Annotated in this window: 24 protein-coding genes; 9 read left to right on the plus strand and 15 right to left on the minus strand. The window is 69.9% G+C overall.

The window, feature by feature from the left end; translation table 11 throughout:
* The first annotated feature begins 11 nt into the window (after positions 1-11).
* The 4 genes from G3I71_RS21265 to G3I71_RS21280 all read left to right on the plus strand — a co-directional run bounded on the left by G3I71_RS21265 (position 12) and on the right by G3I71_RS21280 (position 4,046).
* Positions 12-689: an urease accessory protein UreF gene (locus G3I71_RS21265; RefSeq protein ID WP_164316424.1), complete on the plus strand. Its 678-nt coding sequence runs from the start codon at positions 12-14 to the stop codon at positions 687-689.
* A gap of 115 nt (positions 690-804) precedes the next feature.
* Positions 805-1,485, plus strand: coding sequence for an urease accessory protein UreG (gene ureG / locus G3I71_RS21270; RefSeq protein WP_164316425.1), 681 nt, complete (start codon positions 805-807; stop codon positions 1,483-1,485).
* Entirely contained in the window at positions 1,482-2,252 is a 771-nt protein-coding gene (locus tag G3I71_RS21275) for an urease accessory protein UreD (protein ID WP_164316552.1), read from the plus strand. Before ureG ends, G3I71_RS21275 begins: the two co-directional genes overlap by 4 nt.
* Positions 2,253-2,450: 198 nt before the next feature.
* Positions 2,451-4,046: an alpha/beta hydrolase gene (locus G3I71_RS21280; RefSeq protein ID WP_164316426.1), complete on the plus strand. Its 1,596-nt coding sequence runs from the start codon at positions 2,451-2,453 to the stop codon at positions 4,044-4,046.
* Between the two features lie 79 nt (positions 4,047-4,125).
* Here the strand turns inward: G3I71_RS21280 and G3I71_RS21285 are convergent, their stop codons facing one another.
* From G3I71_RS21285 to G3I71_RS52930, 4 genes are all read right to left on the minus strand, one after another.
* The gene (locus G3I71_RS21285; RefSeq protein WP_203730966.1) at positions 4,126-5,148 is read right to left on the minus strand and encodes an NAD(P)-dependent oxidoreductase; all 1,023 of its coding nucleotides are present in this window, start codon (positions 5,146-5,148) and stop codon (positions 4,126-4,128) included.
* 107 nt (positions 5,149-5,255) lie between these two features.
* Complete coding sequence (locus G3I71_RS21290; RefSeq protein ID WP_164316427.1) at positions 5,256-6,005, minus strand: 1-acyl-sn-glycerol-3-phosphate acyltransferase; 750 nt, start codon at positions 6,003-6,005, stop codon at positions 5,256-5,258.
* Positions 6,006-6,109: 104 nt separating this feature from the next.
* A complete protein-coding gene (locus tag G3I71_RS21295) occupies positions 6,110-6,883 on the minus strand; it encodes a hypothetical protein (RefSeq protein WP_164316428.1) in 774 nt (257 codons plus the stop codon).
* A gap of 38 nt (positions 6,884-6,921) precedes the next feature.
* The gene (locus G3I71_RS52930) at positions 6,922-7,512 is read right to left on the minus strand and encodes a GNAT family N-acetyltransferase (RefSeq protein WP_369335571.1); all 591 of its coding nucleotides are present in this window, start codon (positions 7,510-7,512) and stop codon (positions 6,922-6,924) included.
* Between G3I71_RS52930 and G3I71_RS21305 the strand changes: the two genes are divergently transcribed.
* Complete coding sequence (locus G3I71_RS21305; protein WP_164316430.1) at positions 7,511-8,260, plus strand: SCO2525 family SAM-dependent methyltransferase; 750 nt, start codon at positions 7,511-7,513, stop codon at positions 8,258-8,260. The two genes, G3I71_RS52930 and G3I71_RS21305, sit on opposite strands and share 2 nt — an antisense overlap.
* Before the next feature lie 348 nt (positions 8,261-8,608).
* On the opposite strand, the gene G3I71_RS21310 is transcribed toward G3I71_RS21305, so the two are convergent.
* The 4 genes from G3I71_RS21310 to G3I71_RS21325 form a co-directional block, all read right to left on the minus strand.
* Positions 8,609-8,761: a hypothetical protein gene (locus tag G3I71_RS21310; RefSeq protein ID WP_164316431.1), complete on the minus strand. Its 153-nt coding sequence runs from the start codon at positions 8,759-8,761 to the stop codon at positions 8,609-8,611.
* Positions 8,762-9,019: 258 nt separating this feature from the next.
* The gene (rocD, locus tag G3I71_RS21315; RefSeq protein WP_164316432.1) at positions 9,020-10,258 is read right to left on the minus strand and encodes an ornithine--oxo-acid transaminase; all 1,239 of its coding nucleotides are present in this window, start codon (positions 10,256-10,258) and stop codon (positions 9,020-9,022) included.
* Entirely contained in the window at positions 10,255-11,067 is an 813-nt protein-coding gene (ddaH, locus tag G3I71_RS21320) for a dimethylargininase (RefSeq protein WP_164316433.1), read from the minus strand. Before ddaH ends, rocD begins: the two co-directional genes overlap by 4 nt.
* Before the next feature lie 124 nt (positions 11,068-11,191).
* On the minus strand, positions 11,192-11,707 hold the full coding sequence (locus G3I71_RS21325) for an Lrp/AsnC family transcriptional regulator (RefSeq protein ID WP_164316434.1): 516 nt from the start codon (positions 11,705-11,707) through the stop codon (positions 11,192-11,194).
* Positions 11,708-11,807: 100 nt separating this feature from the next.
* Here G3I71_RS21325 and G3I71_RS21330 point away from each other — a divergent pair, with 100 nt between their 5' ends.
* Genes G3I71_RS21330 through G3I71_RS21345 form a run of 4 tightly spaced genes read left to right on the plus strand, consistent with a single transcriptional unit; the run spans position 11,808 to position 15,952 of the window.
* Positions 11,808-12,575 (plus strand): LytTR family DNA-binding domain-containing protein, encoded by a 768-nt coding sequence (locus G3I71_RS21330; protein WP_164316435.1) that lies wholly within the window; start codon positions 11,808-11,810, stop codon positions 12,573-12,575.
* A gap of 17 nt (positions 12,576-12,592) precedes the next feature.
* Complete coding sequence (locus tag G3I71_RS21335) at positions 12,593-12,958, plus strand: hypothetical protein (RefSeq protein WP_164316436.1); 366 nt, start codon at positions 12,593-12,595, stop codon at positions 12,956-12,958.
* 19 nt (positions 12,959-12,977) lie between these two features.
* Positions 12,978-14,741 (plus strand): cation acetate symporter, encoded by a 1,764-nt coding sequence (locus tag G3I71_RS21340; protein WP_164316437.1) that lies wholly within the window; start codon positions 12,978-12,980, stop codon positions 14,739-14,741.
* The gene (locus tag G3I71_RS21345) at positions 14,738-15,952 is read left to right on the plus strand and encodes a sensor histidine kinase (RefSeq protein WP_164316438.1); all 1,215 of its coding nucleotides are present in this window, start codon (positions 14,738-14,740) and stop codon (positions 15,950-15,952) included. Before G3I71_RS21340 ends, G3I71_RS21345 begins: the two co-directional genes overlap by 4 nt.
* Positions 15,953-16,000: 48 nt before the next feature.
* Here G3I71_RS21345 and G3I71_RS50365 read toward each other — a convergent pair whose 3' ends face one another.
* From G3I71_RS50365 to G3I71_RS21375, 7 genes are all read right to left on the minus strand, one after another.
* A complete protein-coding gene (locus G3I71_RS50365) occupies positions 16,001-16,171 on the minus strand; it encodes a hypothetical protein (RefSeq protein ID WP_203730969.1) in 171 nt (56 codons plus the stop codon).
* Between the two features lie 13 nt (positions 16,172-16,184).
* Entirely contained in the window at positions 16,185-18,038 is a 1,854-nt protein-coding gene (locus G3I71_RS21350) for a serine/threonine-protein kinase (RefSeq protein WP_164316439.1), read from the minus strand.
* Between the two features lie 24 nt (positions 18,039-18,062).
* Complete coding sequence (locus tag G3I71_RS21355) at positions 18,063-19,424, minus strand: PASTA domain-containing protein (RefSeq protein WP_343243023.1); 1,362 nt, start codon at positions 19,422-19,424, stop codon at positions 18,063-18,065.
* Between the two features lie 203 nt (positions 19,425-19,627).
* Positions 19,628-20,578 carry a cytochrome c oxidase assembly protein gene (locus G3I71_RS21360; protein WP_164316441.1) on the minus strand — a complete coding sequence of 317 codons (951 nt, stop codon included), beginning with the start codon at positions 20,576-20,578 and terminating at the stop codon, positions 19,628-19,630.
* A gap of 110 nt (positions 20,579-20,688) precedes the next feature.
* A complete protein-coding gene (locus tag G3I71_RS21365; RefSeq protein WP_164316442.1) occupies positions 20,689-21,714 on the minus strand; it encodes a 6-phosphofructokinase in 1,026 nt (341 codons plus the stop codon).
* A gap of 212 nt (positions 21,715-21,926) precedes the next feature.
* The gene (locus tag G3I71_RS21370; RefSeq protein WP_164316443.1) at positions 21,927-22,655 is read right to left on the minus strand and encodes a type 1 glutamine amidotransferase; all 729 of its coding nucleotides are present in this window, start codon (positions 22,653-22,655) and stop codon (positions 21,927-21,929) included.
* A 37-nt stretch (positions 22,656-22,692) separates the two neighbouring features.
* Positions 22,693-23,931, minus strand: coding sequence for a MurT ligase domain-containing protein (locus tag G3I71_RS21375; protein ID WP_164316444.1), 1,239 nt, complete (start codon positions 23,929-23,931; stop codon positions 22,693-22,695).
* Positions 23,932-24,025 lie beyond the last annotated feature (94 nt).

Below are 24,025 nucleotides of genomic sequence, written 5' to 3' on the forward strand. Positions count from 1 at the left end.
AGGAGGTTTCGATGAGCAGGGCAGCGCTGCTCGTCCTGGCCGACGGCCGCTTCCCCGCCGGAGGGCACGCGCACTCCGGCGGGGCCGAGGCCGCCGTCAAGGCGGGGCGTGTCACTGGGGCCGCGAGCCTGGAGGAGTTCTGCCGGGGCCGACTGCACACGACGGGGCTGGTGTCGGCCTCGCTCGCCGCGGCCGCGGCGCTGGGTGTCGATCCGGTTGCGCTCGACGATGCGGCGGACGCGCGGACGCCGTCGCCGGCGTTGCGCGTCGCCGCGCGCAAGCTGGGACGGCAGCTGATGCGGGCGGCGCGGGCGACCTGGCCGTCGGCCGAACTCGACGCGTTGGCAAGGGAGTTCCCCAAGGGGGCGCATCAGCCGGTGGTGCTGGGGCTCACGGCGCGGGCGGCGGGGCTGGGGCCGGAGGACGCGGCGTACTGCTCCGTGTACGAGAGCGTCAGCGGGCCTGCGACGGCGGTTGTGCGGTTGCTGAGCCTTGATCCGTTCGATGCGACCGGGGCGCTGGCCCGGTTGGCGCCGGAACTGGATCGCGTCGCGGACCGGGCGGTGGAGGCGGCTCGGGAGGTGGGGGCCGGGGGTGGGGTCGACGCGTTGCCCGCGGCTTCCGCGCCGATGCTGGAGGTGGGGGCGGAGGGGCATGCGGGGTGGGCGGTGCGGCTGTTCGCGTCATAGGGGTTGCTCGCCCCCGCCACACTTACCCGTCCCGTCCCGTCCCATCCCGTCCCATCCCGGGGGATGAGGACCAGCACATACGCAACAGCACAAACCAGAACAGGAGCCGCTCCCCATGCACCTCGACCACTCCCACCCCCAAGCCGGCACGGCCGTGGGCGCGGACGCGCACCGTCCCGACGGCACCCGCCGTGCGCTTCGCATCGGCCTCGGCGGGCCCGTGGGGTCCGGCAAGACCGCCACCGTCGCCGCCCTCTGCCGCACCCTGCGCGAAGAGCTGTCCCTCGCGGTCGTCACGAACGACATCTACACCCGTGAGGACGCCGAGTTCCTGCTGCGCGAGGCCGTGCTGCCCCCCGAGCGCATCACCGCCGTCGAAACAGGCGCCTGCCCGCACACCGCGATCCGCGACGACATCTCCGCCAACCTCGAAGCCGTCGAGGACCTGGAGGACGAGGTCGGGCCGCTCGACATCGTGCTCGTCGAGTCCGGCGGCGACAACCTCACCGCCACCTTCTCCAAGGGCCTCGTCGACGCGCAGATCTTCATCATCGACGTGGCCGGCGGCGACGACATCCCGCGCAAGGGCGGCCCCGGCGTCACCACCGCCGACCTGCTCGTCGTCAACAAGACCGACCTCGCGCCGTACGTCGGCTCAGACCTCGGCCGGATGGCCGCCGACGCGAAGACTGCGCGCGGGGAGATGCCCGTCGTCTTCCAGTCGCTGCGCAGCGAGGCCGGGGTGGAGGACGTCGCCGCGTGGGTGCGGGCGCAGCTCGCGGCGTGGACGGCATGACCACCGGCGTACGGGCCACCGCGCGGATCGTCGCCCGGGCGGACGGCCGGGGCGGTACCGCTCTGCCGGTGCTCGAAGGTGACGGCCCGCTGGCCCTGCGCCGTATCCGCGCGCACGGCGACGAGGCCCGCGTCATGCTGGTCGGCGCGATGAGCGGCCCGCTCGGCGGCGACCACTTCACCGTCGAGGCGGAGGTGGCGGAGGGTGCCCGACTGCATCTGGCGTCCGCCGCGGCCACCATCGCACTGCCGGGCCAGGCGAAGGGCGAGGCCCGTTACGACGTACGGATCGGTGTCGCCGACGGCGGCGAACTCCGTTGGCTGCCCGAGCAGTTGATCTGTGCCCAGGGCAGTGAGCTGTACGTCGTAACGCGTGTCGATCTCGCGCCGGGCGCCCGGCTCGTGTTCCGCGAGGAGCAGGTGCTCGGGCGGTTCGGCGAGGAATCCGGACGGCTCGGCAGCCGCCTCACGGTGCGGGTCGGCGGGCGCGTCGTCCTCGACCAGGAGCTGGCCTGCGGTCCCGGAGCGCCGGGCGGCTGGGACGGGCCCGCCGTGCTGGCGGGACACCGCGCTCTCGGGCAACTCGTCATCGTGCGGCCGGAGTTCGCGGACGCGCCGGTCGAAGCCCGGATGCTCGCGGAGGGCGCCGCGCTCATGCCGCTCGCCGGGCCCGCCGCGCTGGTGACGGCGGTCGCGCCGGACGCACTACGGCTGCGCCGGGTGCTGGACGAGGCGCTCGCGGCTCTGGAGACGGACCACCACAGCTGATCACCCGGGCCGGCGGACCCGTCCAGCGATCATGGAAAAGCCCCACATCGCACCGGATGTCCGCTGAGCGCAACGCTCCTCTCCGTTTATCGGATTGGCAAAGAAGGTCGTCCACCCCCTTTTCACAAGTCCCGCACAGCCGCAAGGATCCCCCTTACCAACCACGCAGAAGCAGAACTACATACGGGGAGACCCCACTTGAAAGGCACCACACCGCCGAAACGAGCCGCAGCGCTCGGCTCCGCCGGAGCACTCGTCACGGCGACCCTGATAGCCGGCGCCGTCGCGGCGCCCTCGGCCGTCGCGGACGCCCGCCACGGCCAGGACCGTGAGACACGCGGCGCGACGATCGCCGCCGCGCGAGCCGAGCAGGCCGGAATCGACTGGCAGGACTGCCCGGCCGACTGGGGCCTTGAGAAGCCGATCCAGTGCGGATATGTCACGGTGCCGCTCGACTACGCGAAGCCGTACGGCAAGCAGATCAAGCTCGCCGTCGACCGTATAGGCAACACGGGGACCAAGGAGGAGCGGCAGGGCGCGCTCGTCTACAACCCGGGTGGACCGGGCGGCTCCGGGCTGCGCTTCCCGCGCCGGGTCGTGACGAAGAACGCGCTGTGGCTCAACGTGTCGAAGGCGTACGACTTCGTGGGCTTCGACCCGCGCGGAGTCGGCCACTCGGCGCCCATATCCTGCGTCGACCCGCAGGAGTTCGTGAAGGCGCCCAAGCCGGACCCGGTGCCCGACACGGAGGCGGACAAGCGCGCCCAGCGCAAGTCGGCCCGCGAGTACGCCGAGGGCTGCTACGAACGCAGCGGCGAGATGCTCCCGTACATGACCACGCCGAACACCGTGCGCGACCTGGACGTCATCCGGGCCGCGCTGGGGGAGAAGAAGCTCAACTTCCTCGGTGTGTCGTACGGGACGTACATCGCGGCCGTCTACGGCACGCTGTACCCGGGGCACGTCCGCCGGATGATCGCCGACAGTGTCGTGAATCCGTCGCGCGAGAAGATCTGGTACGAGGCCAACCTCGACCAGGACATCGCCTTCGAGACGCGCTGGAACGACTGGCAGGACTGGGTGGCCAAGAACGACGCCGTCTTCCACCTCGGCACCACGCGGGCCCAAGTGCAGGCGAAATGGCTGGAGTTGCGGGCCACCGCGAAGAAGGACCCGATCGGCGGGGTCGTCGGACCGGCCGAACTGATCTCCTTCTTCCAGAGCGCCCCGTACTACGACTCGTCGTGGATCCCGGTCGCCACCGTGTTCAGCAAGTACGTCGCGGGTGACACCCAGGCGCTCGTCGACGCGGCAGCCCCCGACCTCACGGACACCGCGGGCAACGCGGCCTCGGAGAACGGCAACGCCGTCTACACGGCCGTCGAGTGCACCGACGCCAAGTGGCCCACCAGCTGGAAGAAGTGGGACCGCGACAACACCCGGCTGAACAAGGACTACCCGTTCATGACCTGGGCCAACGCCTGGATGAACCTGCCGTGCGCGACCTGGCCGGTCAAGCAGCAGACCCCGGTGAACGTGAAGTCGGGCAAGGGTCTGCCGCCGGTGCTGATCGTGCAGTCCGAGCGTGACGCGGCCACCCCGTACGACGGTGGCGTCGAACTGCACAAGCGCTTCAAGGGCTCCCGCCTGATCACCGAGAAGGACGCCGGCTCCCACGGCGTGACCGGACTCGTCAACCCGTGCATCAACGCCCGGGTCGACACCTACCTGCTCACCGGCAAGGTGGACGCGACGGACGTGACCTGCGCCCCGCACGCCACACCGAAGCCGTAGCCGTAAGTTCGTAGCGGTAGCGGTCAGTTGTCGTACGAGGTGAGGGGCGGCCGGAGAATCCTCCGGCCGCCCTTTCCCGTCACACGAGCCAGGCATCCTCCGCCGCGTAGTCGAAGAGGTCGCCGTACGTCTCGTACATCCTGGGATACGCCTCCCGCCAGTCCCGCCCGGCCAGTCGGCCCTCGATCCAGGCGACGGTCTCCGGCAGCCTCTGCGCGTACGTGACGACGGGCCGGTAGCCCAACTCCCTTTCGGCGGCGGACATGTCGCACACCACGGGCACCGGAGTCGACCACGGGGTGTCGCCCACGGTGGGCGCCGGAGGCGGACCGTCCACCAGAACGTTCTCCACCTCGACCCCCATCACGGCGTCGATCACCGCGGCGATCTCCGCCACTGTCGGCGCCTCGGCGTCGACGGCGTTCAGGACCCGGGAACCAGGACGTGCGGCGGCCAGCCGGATCAGCTCGGCGATGTTGTGGACGCTCGCCGGATGGAAACGGCTCCCGCCGCCGTATGCGAGGACGCGCCGGCGCCGCCCGTCCAGGTTGCGTTTGACGAAGTACAGCTCGCGCGGGGTACGGCCGTACGGTCCGTGGATCGCGCCCGCCCGCAGCAGAGTGGCCGGCAACCGGTCGCCGGCGGCGAGGAGTTCGTGCTCGAGGCCCGCCTTCCGGGTGCCGTAGGTACTCTCGCCCGGCCGGACCGTGTGCTGCTCCTCGGGGATCGGCACCGGGTACTCGGGGAAGCCGCCGGGCTCCGCCTGCGTGTCGAAGTTCCGTCCCTTGTCGTCCTCGTACACGGACACACTGGAGATCACCACCGCCGACCCGACCCGCCCGGCGAGACCCGCCAACTGCCGTGCGTGCTCGGGTCCGTAGGCCACCATGTCCACGAGGACGTCGCACCCGTCGCCCACGGCAGCCGCGAGCGCCGCGTCGTCGGCCCGGTCCGCGACCGTGACCCGAACCTCGTCCGGCCAGTTCCCGTCTCTGCCGCCGCCCCGCGAGACGGCGGTCACCTCCCACCCGTCCCGGGCGAGCGCCCCCACGGCCACCCGCCCGATCTGTCCGGTCGCCCCGATCACCACAGCTCGTCTCATGGAGCGACGGTAACCGCCGACGGCGGCACGGCCGGTGCGGATTAGCTATCAGCAGATCGCCCACGCCGGCCGAAGGCGCACGTCAACCGCCGACCGAGGGCACACGGTCAACTGAGCGGCATACGCGGGAACTTGCGCTCCCGCGCCTCCTTCTCCGCCTTCTTCTCGGCGGCCTTCCGATCGGTCTCCTCCTTCTTGGCGACGGCCGCGTACTGGTCGACGTACTCCTGCCCGGAGAGGTTGAGGATGGCGTACATGATCTCGTCGGTGATGGCCCGCAGTACCGCCTTCTCGTCCTCCATCCCGAGGTAGCGGGAGAAGTCGAGGGGCTTGCCGAAGCGGATCCCCACGGGATGGATGTTCGGGATGACCTTGCCCGGCGGCTGCGCCTCGAAGGTGCCGATCATCGCGCAGGGAATGACGGGCACCTGGGCCCTGAGCGCCATGACGGCGACCCCGACCTTGCCCTTGTACAGCCGCCCGTCGTGCGACCGGGTGCCCTCCGGATAGATGCCGAGAAGCTCGTCCTTGCTCAGCACCCCGAGCCCTTCACGGATCGCGGCCTGCCCCGCCTCCTTGCCGGACCGGTCCACCGGAATCTGCCCGGCGCTGCGGAAGAAGTACGCGGTCAGCCGCCCCCTGACCCCGGGACCGGTGAAGTACTCGGCCTTCGCGAGGAAGGTGATGCGCCGCTTGAGGATCGCGGGCATCAGGAAGTGGTCCGAGAACGACAGGTGATTGCCGGCGACGATGGCGGCGCCCGACGACGGTACGTTTTCGAGTCCCTCGATCCGGGGCCTGAAGACAAGTCTCAGCAGCGGCCCGAGTAGCACGTATTTGAGTACGTAGTAGAACAAGGGGTCGCTCCTCAGATCAATGCAGTCAACGCAGGTCAACGGGGTGCGCGTCGGTACGTCAGTCTATGCGTCGGGGTGGCCTCCTGTAACGGGGGCGATCAGTCTCAGGTGCAGTCCGGAAGGACCTCGTTGAGACGCTTGAAGCCCACCTCCCACATGCGGTCCAGCTCCGCGAAGTCGCTCTCCGCGAGGGTGCCTTCGGTGCTCGGGAGGAGGGGCAGTCTGCTGAGGATGACCTTGGTGACGATGTTGGTGGAGTCCCACGTTCTGACGAAACCGGCACCGAAGTACTCGGAGAGCTCGCCGTCGAACTGCGGATAGACCTCGACGAAGACGTTCGCCTCGTCGCTGGCCTTGCGGCTGACGACGGTCAGTCGTTCGTGCCGTACGAAGGCCTCCACCAGGTATTTGTGCGTCATTCCGCTGTCGGCCTGGACGTCGATCTCCACGGCCAGGGATCCGATGTGGGCACTGAGGTGAAAGGGGTACTGCTCGTACCGCCAGACGTTCTTTCCGCGCAGTGTCGTCACGAAGTAGTGGTGCCACAGGTGTCTCGCGGAGGCCAGGCGGGCGTTGTCCGACCGCAAGGTGCTGGTGAGAGAGTCCTCCAGCACGTCCCGCATGTTCTGGAGGACCTCGCGGTCCGAGGCCCTGGCGAACATGATGCTGATGACCGCACCGACGATGCCTCCGCCGAGGGCGGTGAGGACGCCGGAGATCTCCTGGTTGGCCAGGGAGATCCTTCCGCCCTCCTCGGAGGCCGCGGCGAAGGCGATGCCGAATCCGGTGGTAACGACGCCCAGTGCCAGAATCAGCCAGGCTCGGGCCTCGGAGGCCGCGCTGGGTACGCCGTCTCCGTTGCTGTTTCTTCGGGCCATGCCTCTGTCTCCCCCGCGTTCCCGTGGCGTACTGAATGTCAGTCCATGGTGTAACTCATCGAAAAGCGGTGGTTTCCTGGACCGTAGTAGTCCGTGAGGAGTTCGCCGTCCCGAAATCCGTACTTCTTGTAAAGTCCACGGGCCGCGTGGTTCTCCTCTCGTACCGCGAGCTCCATACGTCGGGCGCCTGCTTCTCTGACCTGTTGTACCGCGGCGTTCAGGAGGGATCGGCCGCAGCCCTGTCCCTGGAATTCAGGCAGTACGGCGAGTGCCAGGAGGCATGCGTGGTCCTCCCGGGCGCCGAGCACGGGCAGTGCGTACCCGCACAGCACTCCATCGCGTTTGAGCAGGAGGAAGTCGCGGCGATGAGCGTCGAACAATTGCCGGAGAACGAGATGCGTGTAGCCGTCGGTCTCGCCGAAAGCCTCATGGTCGAGCCGATAAAGGTCGGCAAGATCCTTTTCTCGAGGGGAGCGGAACTGATCTTGCCCGCTGTTTGGCATACCTGAGGGCAAAGGCTCGATCCTTCTCGCGAGAGTCTGTGCAGATTCTACGTAAAGTAGCACCAGAGCGCAGGAGTTGGTAGTATCCTCAGCCTTCCAGGCCGGGCTGGCTCCGGGGAGACGCATGGCAGGTAATTCCGCGTACGGCTGGGATGCTTTTGACTCGGAGGCCTACCTGAATCGCAATTATGCGCGCCTGCACAATGAGGACCATAAAATCCTGAAGATCGTGCGTGATTTTCTTTGCGCTCAGTCGTTTGACGTAGGTGCGCGTGGTGTCGATGTCAGATCTGGAAGCAATCTGTATCCGGCCCTCGCGATGCTTCCCTTCTGTAGTGAAATAAGTCTGTTGGAGTTTTCCGAAGCGAATCGGAAATGGCTCTCGGGGCGGCTCGCCAAGGGGTATTTAGGCAACTGGGACATTTTCTGGCGGGTGCTGGCCGAGAATGAGGTGTATCGCGCAGTTCAGGGTCCGGGGGAACAGTTGCGGACGCGCGCGACCGTAAGGGAATGGGACATATTGAGGTCCACCCCTGACGAGCGGTGGGATCTCGGAACGATGTTCTTCGTGGCGGATTCGATCACCACGGACCGCGCGGAGTTCACCACCGCCCTGAGGCAGTTCATCGCCTTGTTGAAGCCGGGAGCCCCCTTCGTCATGACCTTCATGGAGAACTTCAGCACGGGGAACTTCAACGGGTACAAGGTCGGCACCCGCACCTTCCCCGCGCTCGACATCGTCGAGTCCGATGTCGAGGACTGTCTGTCGGACCTGATCAACGGCCGGGAATTCCACCACATCGACCCTGCCGCCGACGATCCGATCAGGGACGGCTACGTCGGCATGATCCTCGTGCACGGGCACACCAAGTAGTGGACCGCCACCCATGCTGATCCAGCCTCGCCGCGCCCTGCTCGCCGTCTGGGAAGCCATCCTGAACTGCTCCACCGCCGCACCGGGGGAGTGGACCAACCCCGGACGCGACGGTGCCAACTCGATCAGCGACGCCGAACAGCTCGCGTGTCTGCTCTGCCCCGCTTTGAAGGTCCCCGATCTGGGATTCTCGGTGCCCGACGACACCGGAACGGATGTTCTGCGGACACTGTCCCCGCTGGGTGACTGGGCCCCGGCCGGAGTCCCGGGGACCATGATCGGTGTGATCGAGGGTTACCTGGACACGTACTCCGACAGCGAGGGCCGACCGGTGTTCCCGCCCGGCAGCTACCTGGGCCCCCTGACTCCGGACGCTGAACCGGCGTACGAGCAGAGCTGCTTGGAGACGGTCGAGGCGTACTCGATGTCGGTGACCTTCGCCCTGTCGGCGCTGGCCTTCGTCAAGAGCTTCGCGAAACACGTCCGGGGCGCGGAGCTCACCGGGACTCTCCTGCGTACCGAACGCGCCCTGCATCTCCGGCTGACCCACGCCATGCAAGGACTGCTGAACAGCTTCACCGTGGACGCCTTCCCACAGGACTCCCCGAAGGGCACCGCCCTGCCGCACGCCGTCGATCAGCGGCGCCGGCCCCAAAGGGAGCTTCTCGACGGGCTCAGAGACGAACTGCAGCCGATCCGGGCAGGGTTGCTGGGCCTGGAGTTGCCGGAGTCCGTCGCCGCGCGCCGTGCCGTCCGCCGTCAGGCTCCCTGCGTCAGCACCTTCTCCAACGTGCTCAGGGCCACTGCCAGTTCCTCCCCGGTGACCGTCAGCGGCGGCGCCAGCCGGATCGTCGAGCCGTGCGTGTCCTTCACGAGAATCCCTTCCCGCATCAGCCGCTCACTGATCTCCCGTCCGGTCCCGATGGCCGGGTCGACGTCGACGCCCGCCCACAGTCCCCGCGACCGGAATCCGACGACGCCCTTGCCGACAAGACCGGTCAGACCCTCGCGCAGCACGACACCCGACTCGGCCGCCCTGCGCTGGAATTCGCCGGTCTCCAGCAGCTCGACCACCGCCTGGCCGACCGCCGCCGCCAGGGGGTTGCCGCCGAACGTCGAGCCGTGTTCACCCGGTCGCAGCACTCCGAGTACATCCCGGCGCGCGACCACCGCCGACACCGGCACGATGCCGCCGCCCAGAGCCTTGCCGAGCAGCAGCATGTCCGGGACGACGTTCTCGTGGTCCACCGCCAGCGTGCGGCCGGTGCGGCCCAGGCCCGACTGGATCTCGTCCGCGACGAACAGGCAGCCCTTGCGGCGCGTCAGCTCGCGGACGCCGGTCAGATAGCCGTCGTCCGGGATCAGGACGCCCGCCTCGCCCTGGATGGGCTCCAGGAGGACCGCCGCCGTCGTCTCGTCGATCGCCTCCTCCAGGGCCGCCAGGTCGTTGTACGGCACGATCCGGAAGCCCGGCGTGAACGGACCGAAGCCCGCCCTGGCCGTCTCGTCGGTCGAGAAGCTGACGATCGTCGTCGTACGGCCGTGGAAGTTGTCCGCCGCCACCACGATCGTCGCCCGGTCGGCGGGGACGCCCTTCACCTCGTACGCCCATTTGCGGGCCACCTTGATGGCGCTCTCGACGGCCTCCGCGCCGGTGTTCATCGGCAGGACCATGTCCAGGCCCGTCAACTCGGCCAGCGAGGTGGCGAATTGGGCGAGCCGGTCGTTGTGGAAGGCGCGGGAGGTGAGGGTGAGACGGTCCAGTTGGCGGTGGGCCGCCTCGATCAGCGCCGGGTGGCGGTGGCCGAAGTTGAGGGCCGAGTAGCCGGCCAGCATGTCCAGGTAGCGGCGGCCCTCGACGTCCTCGACCCAAGCGCCCTGCGCGCGAGCCACGACCACGGGCAGCGGATGGTAGTTGTGCGCGAGGACCGGTTCCTCGGCACGGATCAGCTCCGCGGAGGACTGCGTGCCCGTGCCTGTGCTCGTGAGTGCGGTCATGAGCGGATCTCCTGAGTGCAGCACTTGATGCCGCCGCCGGCCTTGCGGAACTCCGACAGGTCGACGGGGACGGGAAGGTAGCCGTGGCGCGTGAGTTCGGCGGCGAGGGCCGTGGCGCCCGGGTCGATGAAGACGTGGTGGCCGTCCGAGACCGAGTTCAGACCGAACGTCATCGCGTCCTCGCGGGTCGCGACCACCGCGTCCGGGTACAGCCGCGCCAGCACCTCGCGGCTGCCCGGCGAGAACGCGTCCGGGTAGTACGCGATGTTGCTCTCGTCGAGGACGAACAGTGCCGTGTCCAGGTGGTAGAAGTACGGGTCCGTCAGCTTGAGGCCGATCACCGGGACGCCGAAGTACTCCTGCACCTCGTGATGGGCCTCACGGGTCGTACGGAAGCCCGTGCCCGCCAGGATCCAGCGGCCGGCCGGGACCAGGTCGCCCTCGCCCTCGCACACCGACTCGGGGCGGTACACGTCGAAGCCCGCCGACTTGAACCACGTCTCGTACACGGTCGACTCGGGGCGGCGCTCGGGGGCGTGGAAGGAGGAGCCGAAGACACGGCCGTCGACGACGACCGCGGAGTTCGCGGCGAACACCATGTCGGGCAGGCCGGCGACCGGCTCCACGGTGTCCACGGTGTGGCCATGGGCGCGGTAGGCGCTGATCAGCGAGCGCCACTGCTCCTGGGCGAGATCGACGTCGACCCTGGTGTCGGGGTTCATCCAGGGGTTGATCGCGTACTGCACGGCGAAATGTCTGGGTTCACAGACGAGAAAGCGCCGGGGGCGCGGCACACGGCTTTCGGGCACAGAGGGGTTCCTCCGCTTCCTGCAATGTTCCAGTGGGATGTACACCACGGTAGGAACTGAGCCCTACGCTCGACAAGCGACAACGATTGCGTGTCTGCGCAGGAATCCTGCGTCTTTGACCTCCTCAGCGCAGTTCTGATGCGTTGTCCGAAGTGGTGTTCGGGGCGGGGTGGGTGGCGCCCGCCTCGGGGCTTTCCGGGAGGAGGTGGGACAGCACCATGTAGCTGATCGTCTTCCGGATGAACGGCTCCCTGCGGATGCGTTCCAGCACGTTCTCGAAGTGCCCCACATCCGTCGCCCGCACATGCAGCAGCGCGTCCGCGCCACCCGTCACCGTCATCGCCGCCGTGATCTCCGGATGGTTGCGCACGACCTCCGCCAGCCGCCTCGGCGGCGCCGCGCCCTCGCAGTACACCTCGACGTACGCCTCCGTGGTCCAGCCGAGCGCCGACGGCTCCACCGTCGCCGTGAACCCGGTGATCACACCCGTCTCGCGCAGCCTGTCCACCCGCCGCTTCACCGCGGTGGCCGACAAACCGACCGCCGCGCCGATCTCGGCGAAGCTCGTACGGGCGTTCGCCATCAGGATGGTGATGATCTTCCGGTCCAGCTCGTCGAAAGGCGCCGGCCTGCTGTTCATCCGGGCACTGTATCCAGCGACCGGCGGGCACCGCGCGCGTTGGCGGCTTGCACGTCCGGCGCATGGGCACATGTACGAATCCCACCTACACTCCACCTTCATGCTGCGCGCCCTCGCCGTCGACGACGAACGTCCCTCCCTGGAGGAGCTGCTGTATCTGCTGCACGCGGATCCACGGATCGGCAGCGCCGAGGGAGCCGGTGACGCGACCGAGGCGCTGCGCCGCATCAACCGGGCCCTGCAGTCGGGGCCCGGCGGCCCCGAGGCCATCGACGTGGTGTTCCTCGACATCCACATGCCCGGCCTCGACGGCCTCGACCTGGCCCGACTCCTCACCGGGTTCGCCGAGCCGCCTCTCGTCGTGTTCGTCACCGCCCACGAGGACTTCGCCGTCCAGGCGTTCGACCTCAAGGCCGTCGACTACGTACTGAAACCCGTACGCAAGGAACGCCTGGCCGAGGCGATCAGGCGGGCCGCCGAACTGCGGACCGGCGCCCCGCCGGTCCCCGCGCCCATACCCGTGCACGAACCCGACCCCGACCACATACCCGTCGAACTCGGCGGCGTGACCCGCTTCGTCGCCGTCGACGACATCACCCACGTCGAGGCCCAGGGCGACTACGCCCGCCTGCACACCGACCGGGGCAGCCACCTCGTACGCATCACGCTCTCCACCCTGGAGGACCGCTGGCGCGCCCGCGGGTTCGTCCGCATCCACCGCCGCCATCTCGTCGCCCTGCGCCACATCGGCGAACTCCGCCTCGACGCGGGCACCGTGAGTGTCCTGGTCGGCGCCGAGGAACTCCAGGTCAGCCGACGGCACGCCCGCGAGCTGCGGGACCTGCTGATGCGCCGGCCCGCGAGCTGACGGGCGGAGTCCTACCCATGCCCCAGGATCCTTCCGAACGCCGGGTCGTCGTCACCGGGCCGCCCCGGCGCGCCCGCCGTACCTCCGGCTACTACCGGCCGCGCACCGAGATCGACGAACAGACCACCCTCGGCCACACCTACGTCCGCTCCCTGATGCGCTCCCAACTCCGCGCCGCCCTCGCCGTGTTCGCGGTCCTCGCGCTGCTCATCGCCCCGCTGCCGCTGCTCTTCGCGGCGATGCCCGACGCCCACCAGCTGGAGTGGCTGATCCTCGGCTTCGGCCTCTACGTGCCGCTGGTGCTGCTCGCCCGCTGGTACGTGCGGCGCGCCGAACGCAACGAGCGGGACTTCGTCCGGCTGGTCGAGGACCAGGACCGCTGATGAACAGGAACCGGTCCCGGTGAACGAGAACTACGCCGTCCCCGCCGTCGCCCTCGTCGTCGTGGCGACGGTCTTCGTCGGCGCGTTCGGTCTGCGCATCTCCCGCACCACCTCCGACTTCTACGTCGCCTCCCGCACCGTCGGCCCCCGCCTCAACGCCGCCGCGATCAGCGGCGAGTACCTCTCCGCCGCCTCCTTCCTCGGCATCGCCGGCCTCGTCCTCGTCCAGGGCCCCGACATGCTCTGGTACCCCGTCGGCTACACCGCCGGCTACCTCCTGCTCCTCCTCTTCGTCGCCGCCCCGCTGCGCCGCTCCGGCGCCTACACGCTCCCCGACTTCGCCGAGGCCCGCCTCGCCTCCCAGGCCGTACGACGGCTCGCCGGGGCCTTCGTCGTCGGCGTCGGCTGGCTCTACCTGCTGCCCCAACTCCAGGGCGCCGGGCTGACGTTGGCCGTGCTGACCGACGCGCCCGACTGGGCCGGCGGGGTCATCGTCGCCGTCGTCGTGGTCGCCACCGTCGCCGCCGGCGGCATGCGCAGCATCACCTTCGTCCAGGCCTTCCAGTACTGGCTGAAGCTCACCGCGCTGCTCGTCCCCGCCCTCTTCCTCGTCCTCGCCTGGCAGGGCGACGGCGCCCCGCGCCACCCCTTCGACGAACCCGCCACCTTCCGCGAACAGCGTGTCGTCCGCGTCGAGGACGGTCTCGACCTGAAGCTGAAGGCCCCGCTCACCGTCACCGTGACCGGCACGGTCGACGGCCGCCCGCACCAGGGTCAGGTCCTCCGACTCCCCGCCGGCACCCACCACATCGACCGCGGCACCCGCCTCACCTTCGCCAAGGGCGCCGCCGTCCCCCAGGCCGACCGCGGCACCAACGGCGGCATGTCGACCTCCCTCGCCGAGGGCCGCGAGGAACGCCCGCTGTACGCCACGTACGGCCTGATCCTCGCCACCTTCCTCGGCACCATGGGCCTGCCGCACGTCGTGGTCCGCTTCTACACCAGCCCGCACGGCGTCGCCGCCCGCCGCACCACCGTCGCCGTCCTCGGCCTCATCGGAGCCTTCTACCTCCTCCCGCCCGTCTACGGGGCCCTGGGCCGCCTCTACGCCCCCGAACTGGCCCTCACCTCCGACGCCGACGCCGCCGTCCTCCTGCTGCCCGACCGCGTGATCGGCGGCCTCGGCGGAGACCTGCTGGGCGCGCTGGTGGCCGGCGGCGCCTTCGCCGCGTTCCTGTCCACCGCGTCGGGGCTCACCATGGCCGTCGCCGGCGTCCTCACCCAGGACGTCCTGCCCTCACGCGGCGTACGGCACTTCCGGCTCGGCACGGTCATCGCCATGGCCGTACCGCTCGCCGCCAGCGCCATCGTGGGCGGACTCCCGGTCGCCGACGCCGTCGGGCTCGCCTTCGCCGTGTCCGCGTCCTCCTTCTGCCCGCTGCTCGTCCTCGGCATCTGGTGGCGCCGCCTGACCCCGCCGGGCGCCGCCGCCGGGATGCTGGGCGGCGGGGGCTCCGCGCTCGTCGCCGTGGCCGCGACCATGGCGGGCTTCCCGGGCACGGGCGCCCTGCACGCCCTGCTGGCCTGGCCCGCCCTCTGGTCGGTGCCCCTGGGCTTCCTCACCATGATCCTGGTGTCCCTGGCCACCCCGGGCCGCGTCCCGGCCGGTACGGCGGCCATCCTGGCCCGCTTCCACCTGCCGGAGGAACTGTCCGGGGCGCACGGCGGCCATGGCGGCCACGGTCTCTCGGGCGGGGCGCGCACGGAGGTGACCCGGACATGAGCGGATTCCTCGCCGGGCTCTGCGTGGCCATCCTTCCGCTGCTGGCCGCCGGCTTCTGGCTCGGCCGACGCACCGCCCGCCCCGAACGCCTCGGCGGCCTCGGCACCCCCGTCGAGCACGCCACCTTCGAGACCCTGCACACGGCCTCCCTCGCCGCGCCCCCGCTGCGCGCCGGCCTCACAGAGGAGACCGCCGGCCGCTCGGCCCGCCGCCTGCGCACCCTGCTCGGCACGGACGCCCTCTGCCTCACCGACCAGAAGTCGGTCCTCGTCTGGGACGGCGTCGGCGAACACCACCGCGCCGAGATCATGGAACGCCTCGCCGGACCCCTGGAAACCGGCCGCGGTGAGGCCTTCCGTCTCACCTGCGACGCCCCGGACTGCCCCCTGCGCTGGGCAGTCGTGGCCCCCCTCACCGTCGACGACCGCGTCCACGGCGCCCTCGTCGCCTGCGCGCCCCGCGAGTCCGCCGTCCTCGTCCGCGCCGCAGGAGAGGTCGCGAGGTGGGTCTCGGTCCAACTGGAGTTGGCGGACCTCGACCAGTCCCGCACCCGCCTGATCGAGGCCGAGATCAAGGTACTTCGCGCCCAGATATCGCCGCACTTCATCTTCAACTCGCTCGCGGTGATCGCCTCGTTCGTGCGCACCGACCCCGAGCGGGCCCGCGAACTACTCCTGGAATTCGCCGACTTCACCCGCTACTCGTTCCGCAGGCACGGCGACTTCACCACCCTCGCCGACGAACTCCACGCCATCGACCACTACTTGGCCCTGGTCCGGGCCCGCTTCGGAGACCGTCTCTCCGTCACCCTCCAGATCGCGCCGGAGGTACTCCCGGTCGCCCTGCCCTTCCTCTGCCTCCAGCCCCTCGTGGAGAACGCCGTCAAACACGGACTGGAGGGCAGGGCGGCCTTCGCGGGCAAGAGCCACATCAGCATCACCGCGCAGGACGCGGGCGCCGAGGCCCTGGTCGTCATCGAGGACGACGGCGCAGGAATGGACCCGGTGCTGCTCCGCCGTATCCTCGCGGGCGAGGTCAGCCCGTCGGGCGGCATCGGCCTCTCGAACGTGGACGACCGGCTCCGCCAGGTCTACGGCGACGACCACGGCCTCGTCATCGAGACCGCGCTCGGCGCCGGCATGAAGATCACCGCCCGGCTGCCGAAGTACCAGCCGGGCGTCCACTCGGCGAGCCGGCTCTTCGAGAACTGACCGCGCGGCCCGCCACTACCGTCGTTGGTCCATTCGGGTGTACGGAGGTCAGGTGGGCCGGCTGACCACCATCCCGAGGGTGATCAGGCCCAGCACCACCCAGCCGAACCACAGCCAGCCGTTGCTGCCGAGCGTCACCGTGTAGGCCGTCACCAGGACGAGCCCGCCAACGGTGAGCACCCCCATGGTCTTCGTGGAACCGTTCGCGGAACCGGGCATCGCGACACCCTCCTCATGGCTCTTCTCCCTCCATGGTGCCCCCGTTCTGCTTCCGAACGGTGCACACGACGAAATGCGTTGCGGAGGCCCACGCTCCGCGACTCGTCCAGGAGCCGGCCTCGTAGACCGACGGATCGAAGCCGTAGTCGGTCGGCGGCACGTCCTTCGCGCAGGCCGCGTCCGACATGTCCCGCGCCTGCTCGAAGGAGACACCGGCGTCCAGTCGCGTGAACCCGAGGACCTGCTCGTCGTGCGGCTCGGTACAGGCGATCAGCTGGGTGTCCCGCCTGGAGGGCGCCCGGAGACAGTCCCGCTTCTGCATGGTGGCCGTGTCCCGGAACGCCTGCCCGGGCGCCCGATACGGCCCGAGCGGCCCGTACACCGGCCCGTTCGCGCCGAGCAGCAGACAGGCCGTACGCCCCTCGGCGGCATCGAACGCGCCCTCGGCCGGCACGACGGCATACCCGCCCACGTCCGCCAGCTTCTCCCGCAGATCCCGGGTCCGCTCCTCGCACTGGGCGGGCCCCTGCGCCCGCGCTTCGGCGGCGGACGCGGCGTCCACGACCGCCAGCACCTGCCCGTCCGGCGGCGCGTCCCGGCAGGTCGGGTCCACGGTCAGCCGTGGCGTCCCCTGGAAGCGCGTGCCGCCGGGCCAGTCGGCGATCACACAGTCGCCCTCCGCCAGGGGCGCGGCGAGACCGACGGGGTCGCCGTAGGGTTTCTGGGTCGTCTGCCCGTCGCCGCCGCCCGGCGGATCGCCGAGGGTCAGCCAGACGCCGACACCGGCCAGGACGACCCCGAACAGGGCTCCCAGGGCGGCCGGGAGCGCACGGTGGCGCCGGGGACGCGGCGGTACGGGAACCGGCGGATACGCGGCCGGGTCGGCGGGTGCGTGTGCGCCCGGTGGAGACACACGCTGGTGCCCGGTCAGCTGCTCCGGTGCGCCCCACGGCGGCATCGACCCCGGGTCCGTCCTCGTGCGCTCGTACGCGTCGACCTGAGGTGTGACGATCCGGTCCAGGGCCGATTCCGCGTGGGCCGCCGTGATCCGCTGGACCGGGTCCTTGGCGAGCATCGCCTCCAGTAACGGCCCCAGCGCGCCCGCCCGCTCCGGTTTCCGGGGTTCCTCCATGACCACCGCGGTGATCTCCGCGAGATGTGTGTCCCGTTCGAACGGCCCGACACCCTCGACGGCGTAGTACAGCGTGCAGCCCAGCGAGAACAGGTCGGCGGCGGCGGTCGGCGGCCCGCCGGTGGCACGCTCGGGCGCCATGTAACCGGCCGTGCCGACCAGGGCGGACGTCATCGTGTACCGCGTCTCGCCCGCGTCGGGCTGCACCGAGATGCCGTAGTCGGTGAGCAGGATCCGGGCGTACGGCGTCGCGGTGCGGTCCGGCGCCAGCAGGATGTTCGCCGGCTTCACGTCCCGGTGCATGATGCCCTGCTCATGGCCGGCGGTCAGCGCGTCCAGGACGGCGAGGCCGACCCGGGCGCACTCGGCGGGTGCCAGGGGGCCGCGCATTCCGATCAGGTCGCGCAGGTCGAGGGCGCCCGCCACGTACTCCATGACGATCCACGGCAGACCCTCGTGCTCCAGTACGTCGTGCACGGTCACCACGTTCGGGTTGCCGCGCAGGACGGCCGCGTGCCGGGCCTCGGCCCGGGCCCGGGCGACCCGGGCGCTGCGCTCCGTGGAAGCCTCGGCCGGATCGCGGAACAGGATCTCCTTGAGGGCGACCTCGCAGGCGAGTCCCTGGTCGTGGGCGAGCCAGACATGGCCCATGCCGCCGCTGCCGAGCTGGTTGAGCAGGAGGTATCGGCCGGCGATGACCCGGCCCACTCCCGATGTGGGTGATCCTGGTGGCATCCGGTGACTCCGCTGTTGGGTGGTTCATCGGCTGCGGTTCGGTGGGGGCTGGTCGCGCAGTTCCCCGCGCCCCTGAGGGGCGCGTCGCGCGCCCGGCGTATCCGAGGCCGTGGCGGTCGTGGGAGGTGGGCTGCTCGGCTCGGGGGGTGGTGGGTCGGGGGGTGAGCCGGTCGTTTCCGGTGGTGCGCTGAGCGGGTCGCTCGGTGGGGGCGGCTCGGAGGACGGCGGCTCGCTCGTGGGCCCGGTGTCCGGGGTGCTGCTGCCGGGGCCGGACGGTGGCGGATCGGACGAGGACGGCTCGGAAGCGGAGGGCGTGGGCTCGTCACCGGGGGAGGACATCGACGACGGAGACGGCGAAGGCGTCGAGGGATCGGCCGAGGGGGACGACGGACCGGTCACGCCGGGTGCCGGGGTGTCGGACTTCGGACCCGAACTCGAACCCGAACTCGAACTCGAACTCGACCCGGAACCTGGACCTGGAACTGGACCTGGATCTGATCCCGACGCCGGGGGATTGGTCCCGCCGTTTCCACCGCCGCTCCCGTCGTCGGGCGACCCCGAGTTGATGCGCACGTTCAGCCTCACGTACGAGCCGAACGGGAGCGCCGTCCCCGGCCCCGGGTCCGACCCGGTGACGGTGGCGTCGGACGGCGGCAGCCCGGCGCTGTCGTACGCCGTGGCCAGGCCCAGGTTCGTCAGCCGACTGCTCGCGGCGGCGAAGGTCGTCCCGGCGAGGGGCGGAACCGGGTGCCGCTCGCGCGTGTCGAAGACCTGGTCGGCCTCGCCCTTGGTCCCGGTTTGTCGGTAGATGCCCCGCTCCGGTTCGTCCACGTCGATGAGCGCGAACCGGTCGACCTTGCTGGGTGCGGGACGTACGAGCACGACCTCGTCGACGTCGTAGTCGCTCCACTGCTTGTTGCCGTCCTCGAACTCGACGGAAATGCGGTTCGTGGCACCCTTGAACGGCTTCAGCGGATTTCCGCATGAACACTTCACGGCGGGAACTCCCGCCTCATCGACGAGGACCGCGATTCCCGCCTGGAGCAGCGCGTCGTAGGGGACTGCCTTTTCCTTCTTGTAGTCGTGGTTCTTCACGAGGGTGTCGTGACGCAGGAGAACGGGTGTGAGCCGGTCGAGATAGGCGGGAATCCCGCTCTGCGGAATATCGACCACACGTGCCCATTCCTGGGTCTTCCTGTTGTTCTTGGGGTCGGTGAGGAATTGTTCCAGCCGGTCGACGTCACAGACCGTCGGCCTCCTCGTGCCCCCGTACAGCCCGGGCGTGCTGCCCTGTTGCAGGCTGCTGCCGTGCGCGGGCTGCGAACGGACCTGGGCGTCATGGCCCAGGCCGCTGTCCTCGTCGAAGAACGGCGCGAGGGAAGGCACCCCCGAAGCAACCGCCTTCACCACGGTCGGCGGCTGCTCCCTGTCGCAACTGCTGGCTAATAGAACGCACAACAGTGCGACGGTAAGTCGCTGCAGCCCAGGTTTACTGAAAGCATGAAGTGTCATACCGCTCCCCCCGGCGGATACGTCACGGCCATGCTACTGAATGCGAAAGTGTTTTAGGCAGGATAATAAAAGTTGATTCAGTGCCCACGTGCGTTCAGTGAGGCCAAATAGGCGTTGTACGCCTCGAGTTCCTTGTCGCCGTCGCGGTCGGCGGCCCGGTCCTGGCGCTTGGCCTGCCGCTGCTCGGAGCCGTGCCACTGGAAGAGCAGCGCCAGCAGCACCAGGACGGTCGGGATCTCGCTGAACGCCCAGGCGATCCCGCCCGCCGCGTTCTGGTCGGCGAGAGCGTCGATGCCGAGCGAGACGGGCGGGTTCTTGTACGCCTCGACCATCGGCTCCGACGCCATCATCAGCGCGATCCCGAAGAACGCGTGGAACGGCATCCCCGCGAACAGCTCCAGCATCCGCATCAGATACCCGGGCCGGTTCGGACCGGGGTCGACGCCCATGATCGGCCAGAAGAAGATCAGCCCGACGGCGAGGAAGTGACACATCATCGTGATGTGTCCGGCCTTCGAACTCATCAGGAAGTCGAAGAGCGGCGTGAAGTACAGGACATACAGACTGGCGATGAACAGCGGGATGGTGAATGCCGCGTGCGTGACGATCCGCATGTACCGGCTGTGCAGCAACGCCAGCAGCAGCTCACGCGGCCCCTTCCGCCCTCGGGCGGCGGGCGGCAGCGCGCGCAGCGCGAGCGTGATCGGCGCGCCGAGCAGAATGAGGATCGGCGACACCATGCTGATCACCATGTGCTGCACCATGTGCACGCTGAACATGACCATGCCGTAGTCGTTGAGCCTGGTGCACATGACGAGCATGACGGTCAGCACACCGAGCACGAAGGAGACCGTCCGCCCGACGGACCACTTGTCCCCACGCCGGGCGAGCCGCAGGACCCCCCACCCGTAGAGCCCGAGCCCCGTCAGGCAGGCGACCAGGAAGAACGGGTCGGCGGACCACCCGAGTCCCCGCCCCAGGGTGAAGGGCAGAAGATCCATGGTCGTACCGTGCCCGCTGTGCTCCATCCCCCCAGAGTAGAACCGCCCCCGGTCACGACGAGGACCGGGGGCGCCCCTTCAGGGGCGCGGGGAACTGCGCGACAAGCCACATCGGACCCGCACCCGAAGAACAACGGTTAAAGCACGCACTCCGCTTCGGCGTACCGAGCCTCAGGAACCGTCTTGAGCGTCTCGACAGCCTCGGCCAAGGACACCATCACAATGTCCGTCCCCCGAAGAGCCGTCATCCGCCCGAACTCCCCCCGGTGAACCGCCTCTACCGCATGCCACCCGAACCGGGTGGCCAGCACCCGGTCATAGGCCGTGGGCGTCCCACCCCGCTGCACATGCCCGAGAATCACCGGCCGCGCCTCCTTCCCGAGCCGTTCCTCCAGCTCCAGGGAGAGCTGCCGGGCGATCCCGGCGAAGCGCTCGTGGCCGTACACGTCCTTGGCGCCCTCGTCGAAGTCCATCGAGCCCGCGCGCGGCTTCGCGCCCTCCGCGGCGACGACGATCGCGAACCGCTTGCCCGCCGCGAAGCGTTCGCCGACACGTGCGGCCAACTCCTCGATGTCGAAGGGGCGTTCAGGTACGACGATGGCGTGGGCGCCCGCGGCCATGCCGGAGTGCAGGGCGATCCAACCGGTGTGGCGGCCCATGACCTCGACGATCAGGACGCGCTGGTGGGACTCGGCGGTGGTCTTGAGCCGGTCCAGGGCCTCCGTGGCGACCCCGACGGCCGTGTCGAAGCCGAAGGTGACGTCGGTGACCGCGATGTCGTTGTCGATGGTCTTCGGTACGCCGACTATCGGCAGGCCGTTGTCGGACAGCAGCCGCGCCGCCTTGAGCGTGCCCTCGCCGCCGATCGGGATGATCGCGTCGAGTCCCAGCTCGGCGACATGGCCCCTGGCCCGCTCCACGCCGTCGCGCAGATGCTCGGGGCGGACCCGGGAGGAGCCGAGGATGGTGCCGCCGCGAGCGAGGATGCCGCTCACCGCGTCGAGGTCGAGCTTGAGGTAGTCGCACTCCAGGAGGCCCTTCCAGCCGTCCCGGAAGCCGATGACCTCGTCACCGTGGTCCACGACGGCGCGGTGCACGACGGACCGGATGACGGCGTTCAGGCCGGGGCAGTCGCCGCCGGACGTCAGGACACCAATGCGCATCGCCCGAAAACCTTCTCCACGTGGGCCGGGACCGGACTACGCTGTCCGGCTCGATCCCCGCCACCATACCGGCGGCGGGGACCAGGGCCGTAGCACCCGTCCGCGTGCTGGACACCCGCGCTCACCTGTGCGGATGCCCCGTCAGACGGGCCGGTGTCGCCGACGCGGACGGCAGGTGTACAGGTCGGGGCGGGAGCGGGGGTGCGCGCAGGTCAGGCGGGCTGCTGCGCCGCCGTGATCCGCTCGTTGCGCAGTGCGTCGTACCAGCGGTCGTCGGTCGGCGGCAGCGCGTTGACGTCGAGGGCCAGCTTCAGCAGCAGGTCCGCGATCAGCGGGTTACGGGCGAGCACGGGCCCGTGCATGTACGTACCGAAGACCGTGTCGTTGTACGCGCCCTCCGTGCCGTCCCCCGTGCCGTTGCCCTTGCCGAGCCGCACCTTCGCGAACGGGCGGGCGGTGGGCCCGAGGTGGGTGACACCCTGGTGGTTCTCGAAACCGGTCAGCGGGGGCAGGCCCAGGCGCGCGTCGATGTCTCCGAGTACGTCGCCCACGCACCGCTCGCCCTCGCCGCGCACCGAGACCACGTCGAGGAGCCCGAGGCCCGGCTCGCGCTGACCGAGGTCGTTGATGAACTCGTGGCCCAGGATCTGGTATCCGGCGCACACGGAGAACACGATCGCGCCGTTGCCGACGGCCCGGTGCAGTCCGCCGTCGCGGCGAAGCCGTTCCGCCGCGAGCCGCTGCGGCCGGTCCTCGCCGCCGCCGATCAGGTAGATGTCGCCGGACGTGGGGATCGGCTGGTCGCTGCGCACGTCGAGCCGGGCCACGTCGAGGCCGCGCTGCTTGGCCCGGCGCTCCACCACGAGCGCGTTGCCCTGGTCGCCGTACGTGCTGAGCAGGTCCGGGTAGATCCACACCAGACGCAGCTGGTTGTCGCTCATGAAGTGATCGTCCTCAGTGGTCGGTTGGCGGCAGTGGTCAGTTGCCGACGCGGCGGCGCAGATCCTGGAAGGCGGTGTAGTTCGCGATGACCTCGATCCGGCCGGGCGGCGCAAGCTGCACGGCCTGGTCGGCGTTCTCGCAGACCTGGAAGTGCTGGTTGGCCACCTCGAGGCGCACCGCGAGGTCCAGCTTGCGGTCGCCGATGACGAAGATCGGGTGCCCGGTGAGCTGCGTGTAGTCGACGTCCCACAGCCACGAGGTGTCGGTACCGTCGGCGCCCCGCGCGTTCACGGAGAGGATGACCGGGGTCGGCGGCGGGTCGATCAGGGAGAACGTCTCCAGCCAGCCGGCCGGGTTCTTGGCGAGCAGCAGCCGCAGATCGCGCTGCATGAACTGCACGACGTCGTACCGCCCGGCCACCGCCTGCACCTGGTACATGCGCTCCAGGCCGACCTGCGGCGGTACGCCGAACACGGCGGCGACAGCGGCGGAGGCCGCCGCGTTGGACTTGTTGGCGCGCCCCGGCAGCTGGAGGTGGATCGGCCAGGCCGACCCGTGCGGGTCGATCACGTGGTCGCCGGACAGCGCCCAACTCGGCGTCGGGCGGCGGAAACCGCACTGACCGCAGAACCAGTCGTCGCCGGGGCGCTGCATCACACCACCGCAGGACGGGCAGGACCAGGCGTCGTCCTTCCACATCTGCCCGGCGGCGACCCAGATCACGTTGGGGGAGGAGGAGGCGGCCCACACGATCAGCGGGTCGTCGGCGTTGGCGACGACCACGGCCTTCGAACCGGCGAGCCCCTCACGCCAGTTCTCGGCGAGCATGCGGGTCTCGGCGGCGCGGTCGAGCTGGTCGCGGGAGAGATTGAGGAGCGCGATGCACTTGGGGTCCGTGTCCCGGGCGACACCGGCGAGGTACTTCTCGTCGACCTCGATGACCCCGAACTTGGCGTCCGAGCCGCCCGCGAGCGCCGAGGTGATGCCGGCGGGCATGTTCGCGCCGAGCGCGTTCGACACGACCGGCCCGGCGGCGCGCAGAGCCTCCGCGATGAGCCGCGTGGTCGTGGTCTTGCCGTTGGTGGCCGAGACCAGGATGACGTCCAGGTGCTGGGCGAGCCGGGCGAGGAGGTCGGGGTCGAGTTTGAGGGCCACCTTGCCGCCGATCACCGACCCGCTGCCGCGCCCTGCCGCACGCGATGCCGCCGCTACGGCCTTGCCGGCCGTCACTGCCAGCTTGGCCCGCGGAGTGAGCGGGTCCGAGTTGCCTGCCATCAGATCTCGATCCTCCTTGCGTACGCGCCGCGCCTGTGCCTCCGGCCACGTGGTGTGGACCTCAGCCTATCGAGATCCGTACACCGGATCCGCA

It is taken from the genome of Streptomyces sp. SID12501, from assembly GCF_010550245.1.
GTDB lineage: Bacteria > Actinomycetota > Actinomycetes > Streptomycetales > Streptomycetaceae > Streptomyces.

What these genes read in the sequence shown, in the direction of transcription:
- G3I71_RS21370 (WP_164316443.1), bottom strand. Translation starts at nt 22,655, where the DNA reads ATGAGCGACAACCAGCTGCGTCTGGTGTGGATCTACCCGGACCTGCTC.
- G3I71_RS21275 (WP_164316552.1), top strand. Translation starts at nt 1,482, where the DNA reads ATGACCACCGGCGTACGGGCCACCGCGCGGATCGTCGCCCGGGCGGAC.
- G3I71_RS21305 (WP_164316430.1), top strand. Translation starts at nt 7,511, where the DNA reads ATGGCAGGTAATTCCGCGTACGGCTGGGATGCTTTTGACTCGGAGGCC.
- G3I71_RS21335 (WP_164316436.1), top strand. Translation starts at nt 12,593, where the DNA reads ATGCCCCAGGATCCTTCCGAACGCCGGGTCGTCGTCACCGGGCCGCCC.
- G3I71_RS21360 (WP_164316441.1), bottom strand. Translation starts at nt 20,578, where the DNA reads ATGGAGCACAGCGGGCACGGTACGACCATGGATCTTCTGCCCTTCACC.
- G3I71_RS50365 (WP_203730969.1), bottom strand. Translation starts at nt 16,171, where the DNA reads ATGCCCGGTTCCGCGAACGGTTCCACGAAGACCATGGGGGTGCTCACC.
- G3I71_RS21265 (WP_164316424.1), top strand. Translation starts at nt 12, where the DNA reads ATGAGCAGGGCAGCGCTGCTCGTCCTGGCCGACGGCCGCTTCCCCGCC.
- ureG (WP_164316425.1), top strand. Translation starts at nt 805, where the DNA reads ATGCACCTCGACCACTCCCACCCCCAAGCCGGCACGGCCGTGGGCGCG.
- G3I71_RS21350 (WP_164316439.1), bottom strand. Translation starts at nt 18,038, where the DNA reads ATGCCACCAGGATCACCCACATCGGGAGTGGGCCGGGTCATCGCCGGC.
- G3I71_RS52930 (WP_369335571.1), bottom strand. Translation starts at nt 7,512, where the DNA reads ATGCGTCTCCCCGGAGCCAGCCCGGCCTGGAAGGCTGAGGATACTACC.
- rocD (WP_164316432.1), bottom strand. Translation starts at nt 10,258, where the DNA reads ATGACCGCACTCACGAGCACAGGCACGGGCACGCAGTCCTCCGCGGAG.
- G3I71_RS21365 (WP_164316442.1), bottom strand. Translation starts at nt 21,714, where the DNA reads ATGCGCATTGGTGTCCTGACGTCCGGCGGCGACTGCCCCGGCCTGAAC.
- G3I71_RS21325 (WP_164316434.1), bottom strand. Translation starts at nt 11,707, where the DNA reads ATGAACAGCAGGCCGGCGCCTTTCGACGAGCTGGACCGGAAGATCATC.
- G3I71_RS21375 (WP_164316444.1), bottom strand. Translation starts at nt 23,931, where the DNA reads ATGGCAGGCAACTCGGACCCGCTCACTCCGCGGGCCAAGCTGGCAGTG.
- G3I71_RS21285 (WP_203730966.1), bottom strand. Translation starts at nt 5,148, where the DNA reads ATGAGACGAGCTGTGGTGATCGGGGCGACCGGACAGATCGGGCGGGTG.
- G3I71_RS21345 (WP_164316438.1), top strand. Translation starts at nt 14,738, where the DNA reads ATGAGCGGATTCCTCGCCGGGCTCTGCGTGGCCATCCTTCCGCTGCTG.
- G3I71_RS21295 (WP_164316428.1), bottom strand. Translation starts at nt 6,883, where the DNA reads ATGGCCCGAAGAAACAGCAACGGAGACGGCGTACCCAGCGCGGCCTCC.
- G3I71_RS21330 (WP_164316435.1), top strand. Translation starts at nt 11,808, where the DNA reads ATGCTGCGCGCCCTCGCCGTCGACGACGAACGTCCCTCCCTGGAGGAG.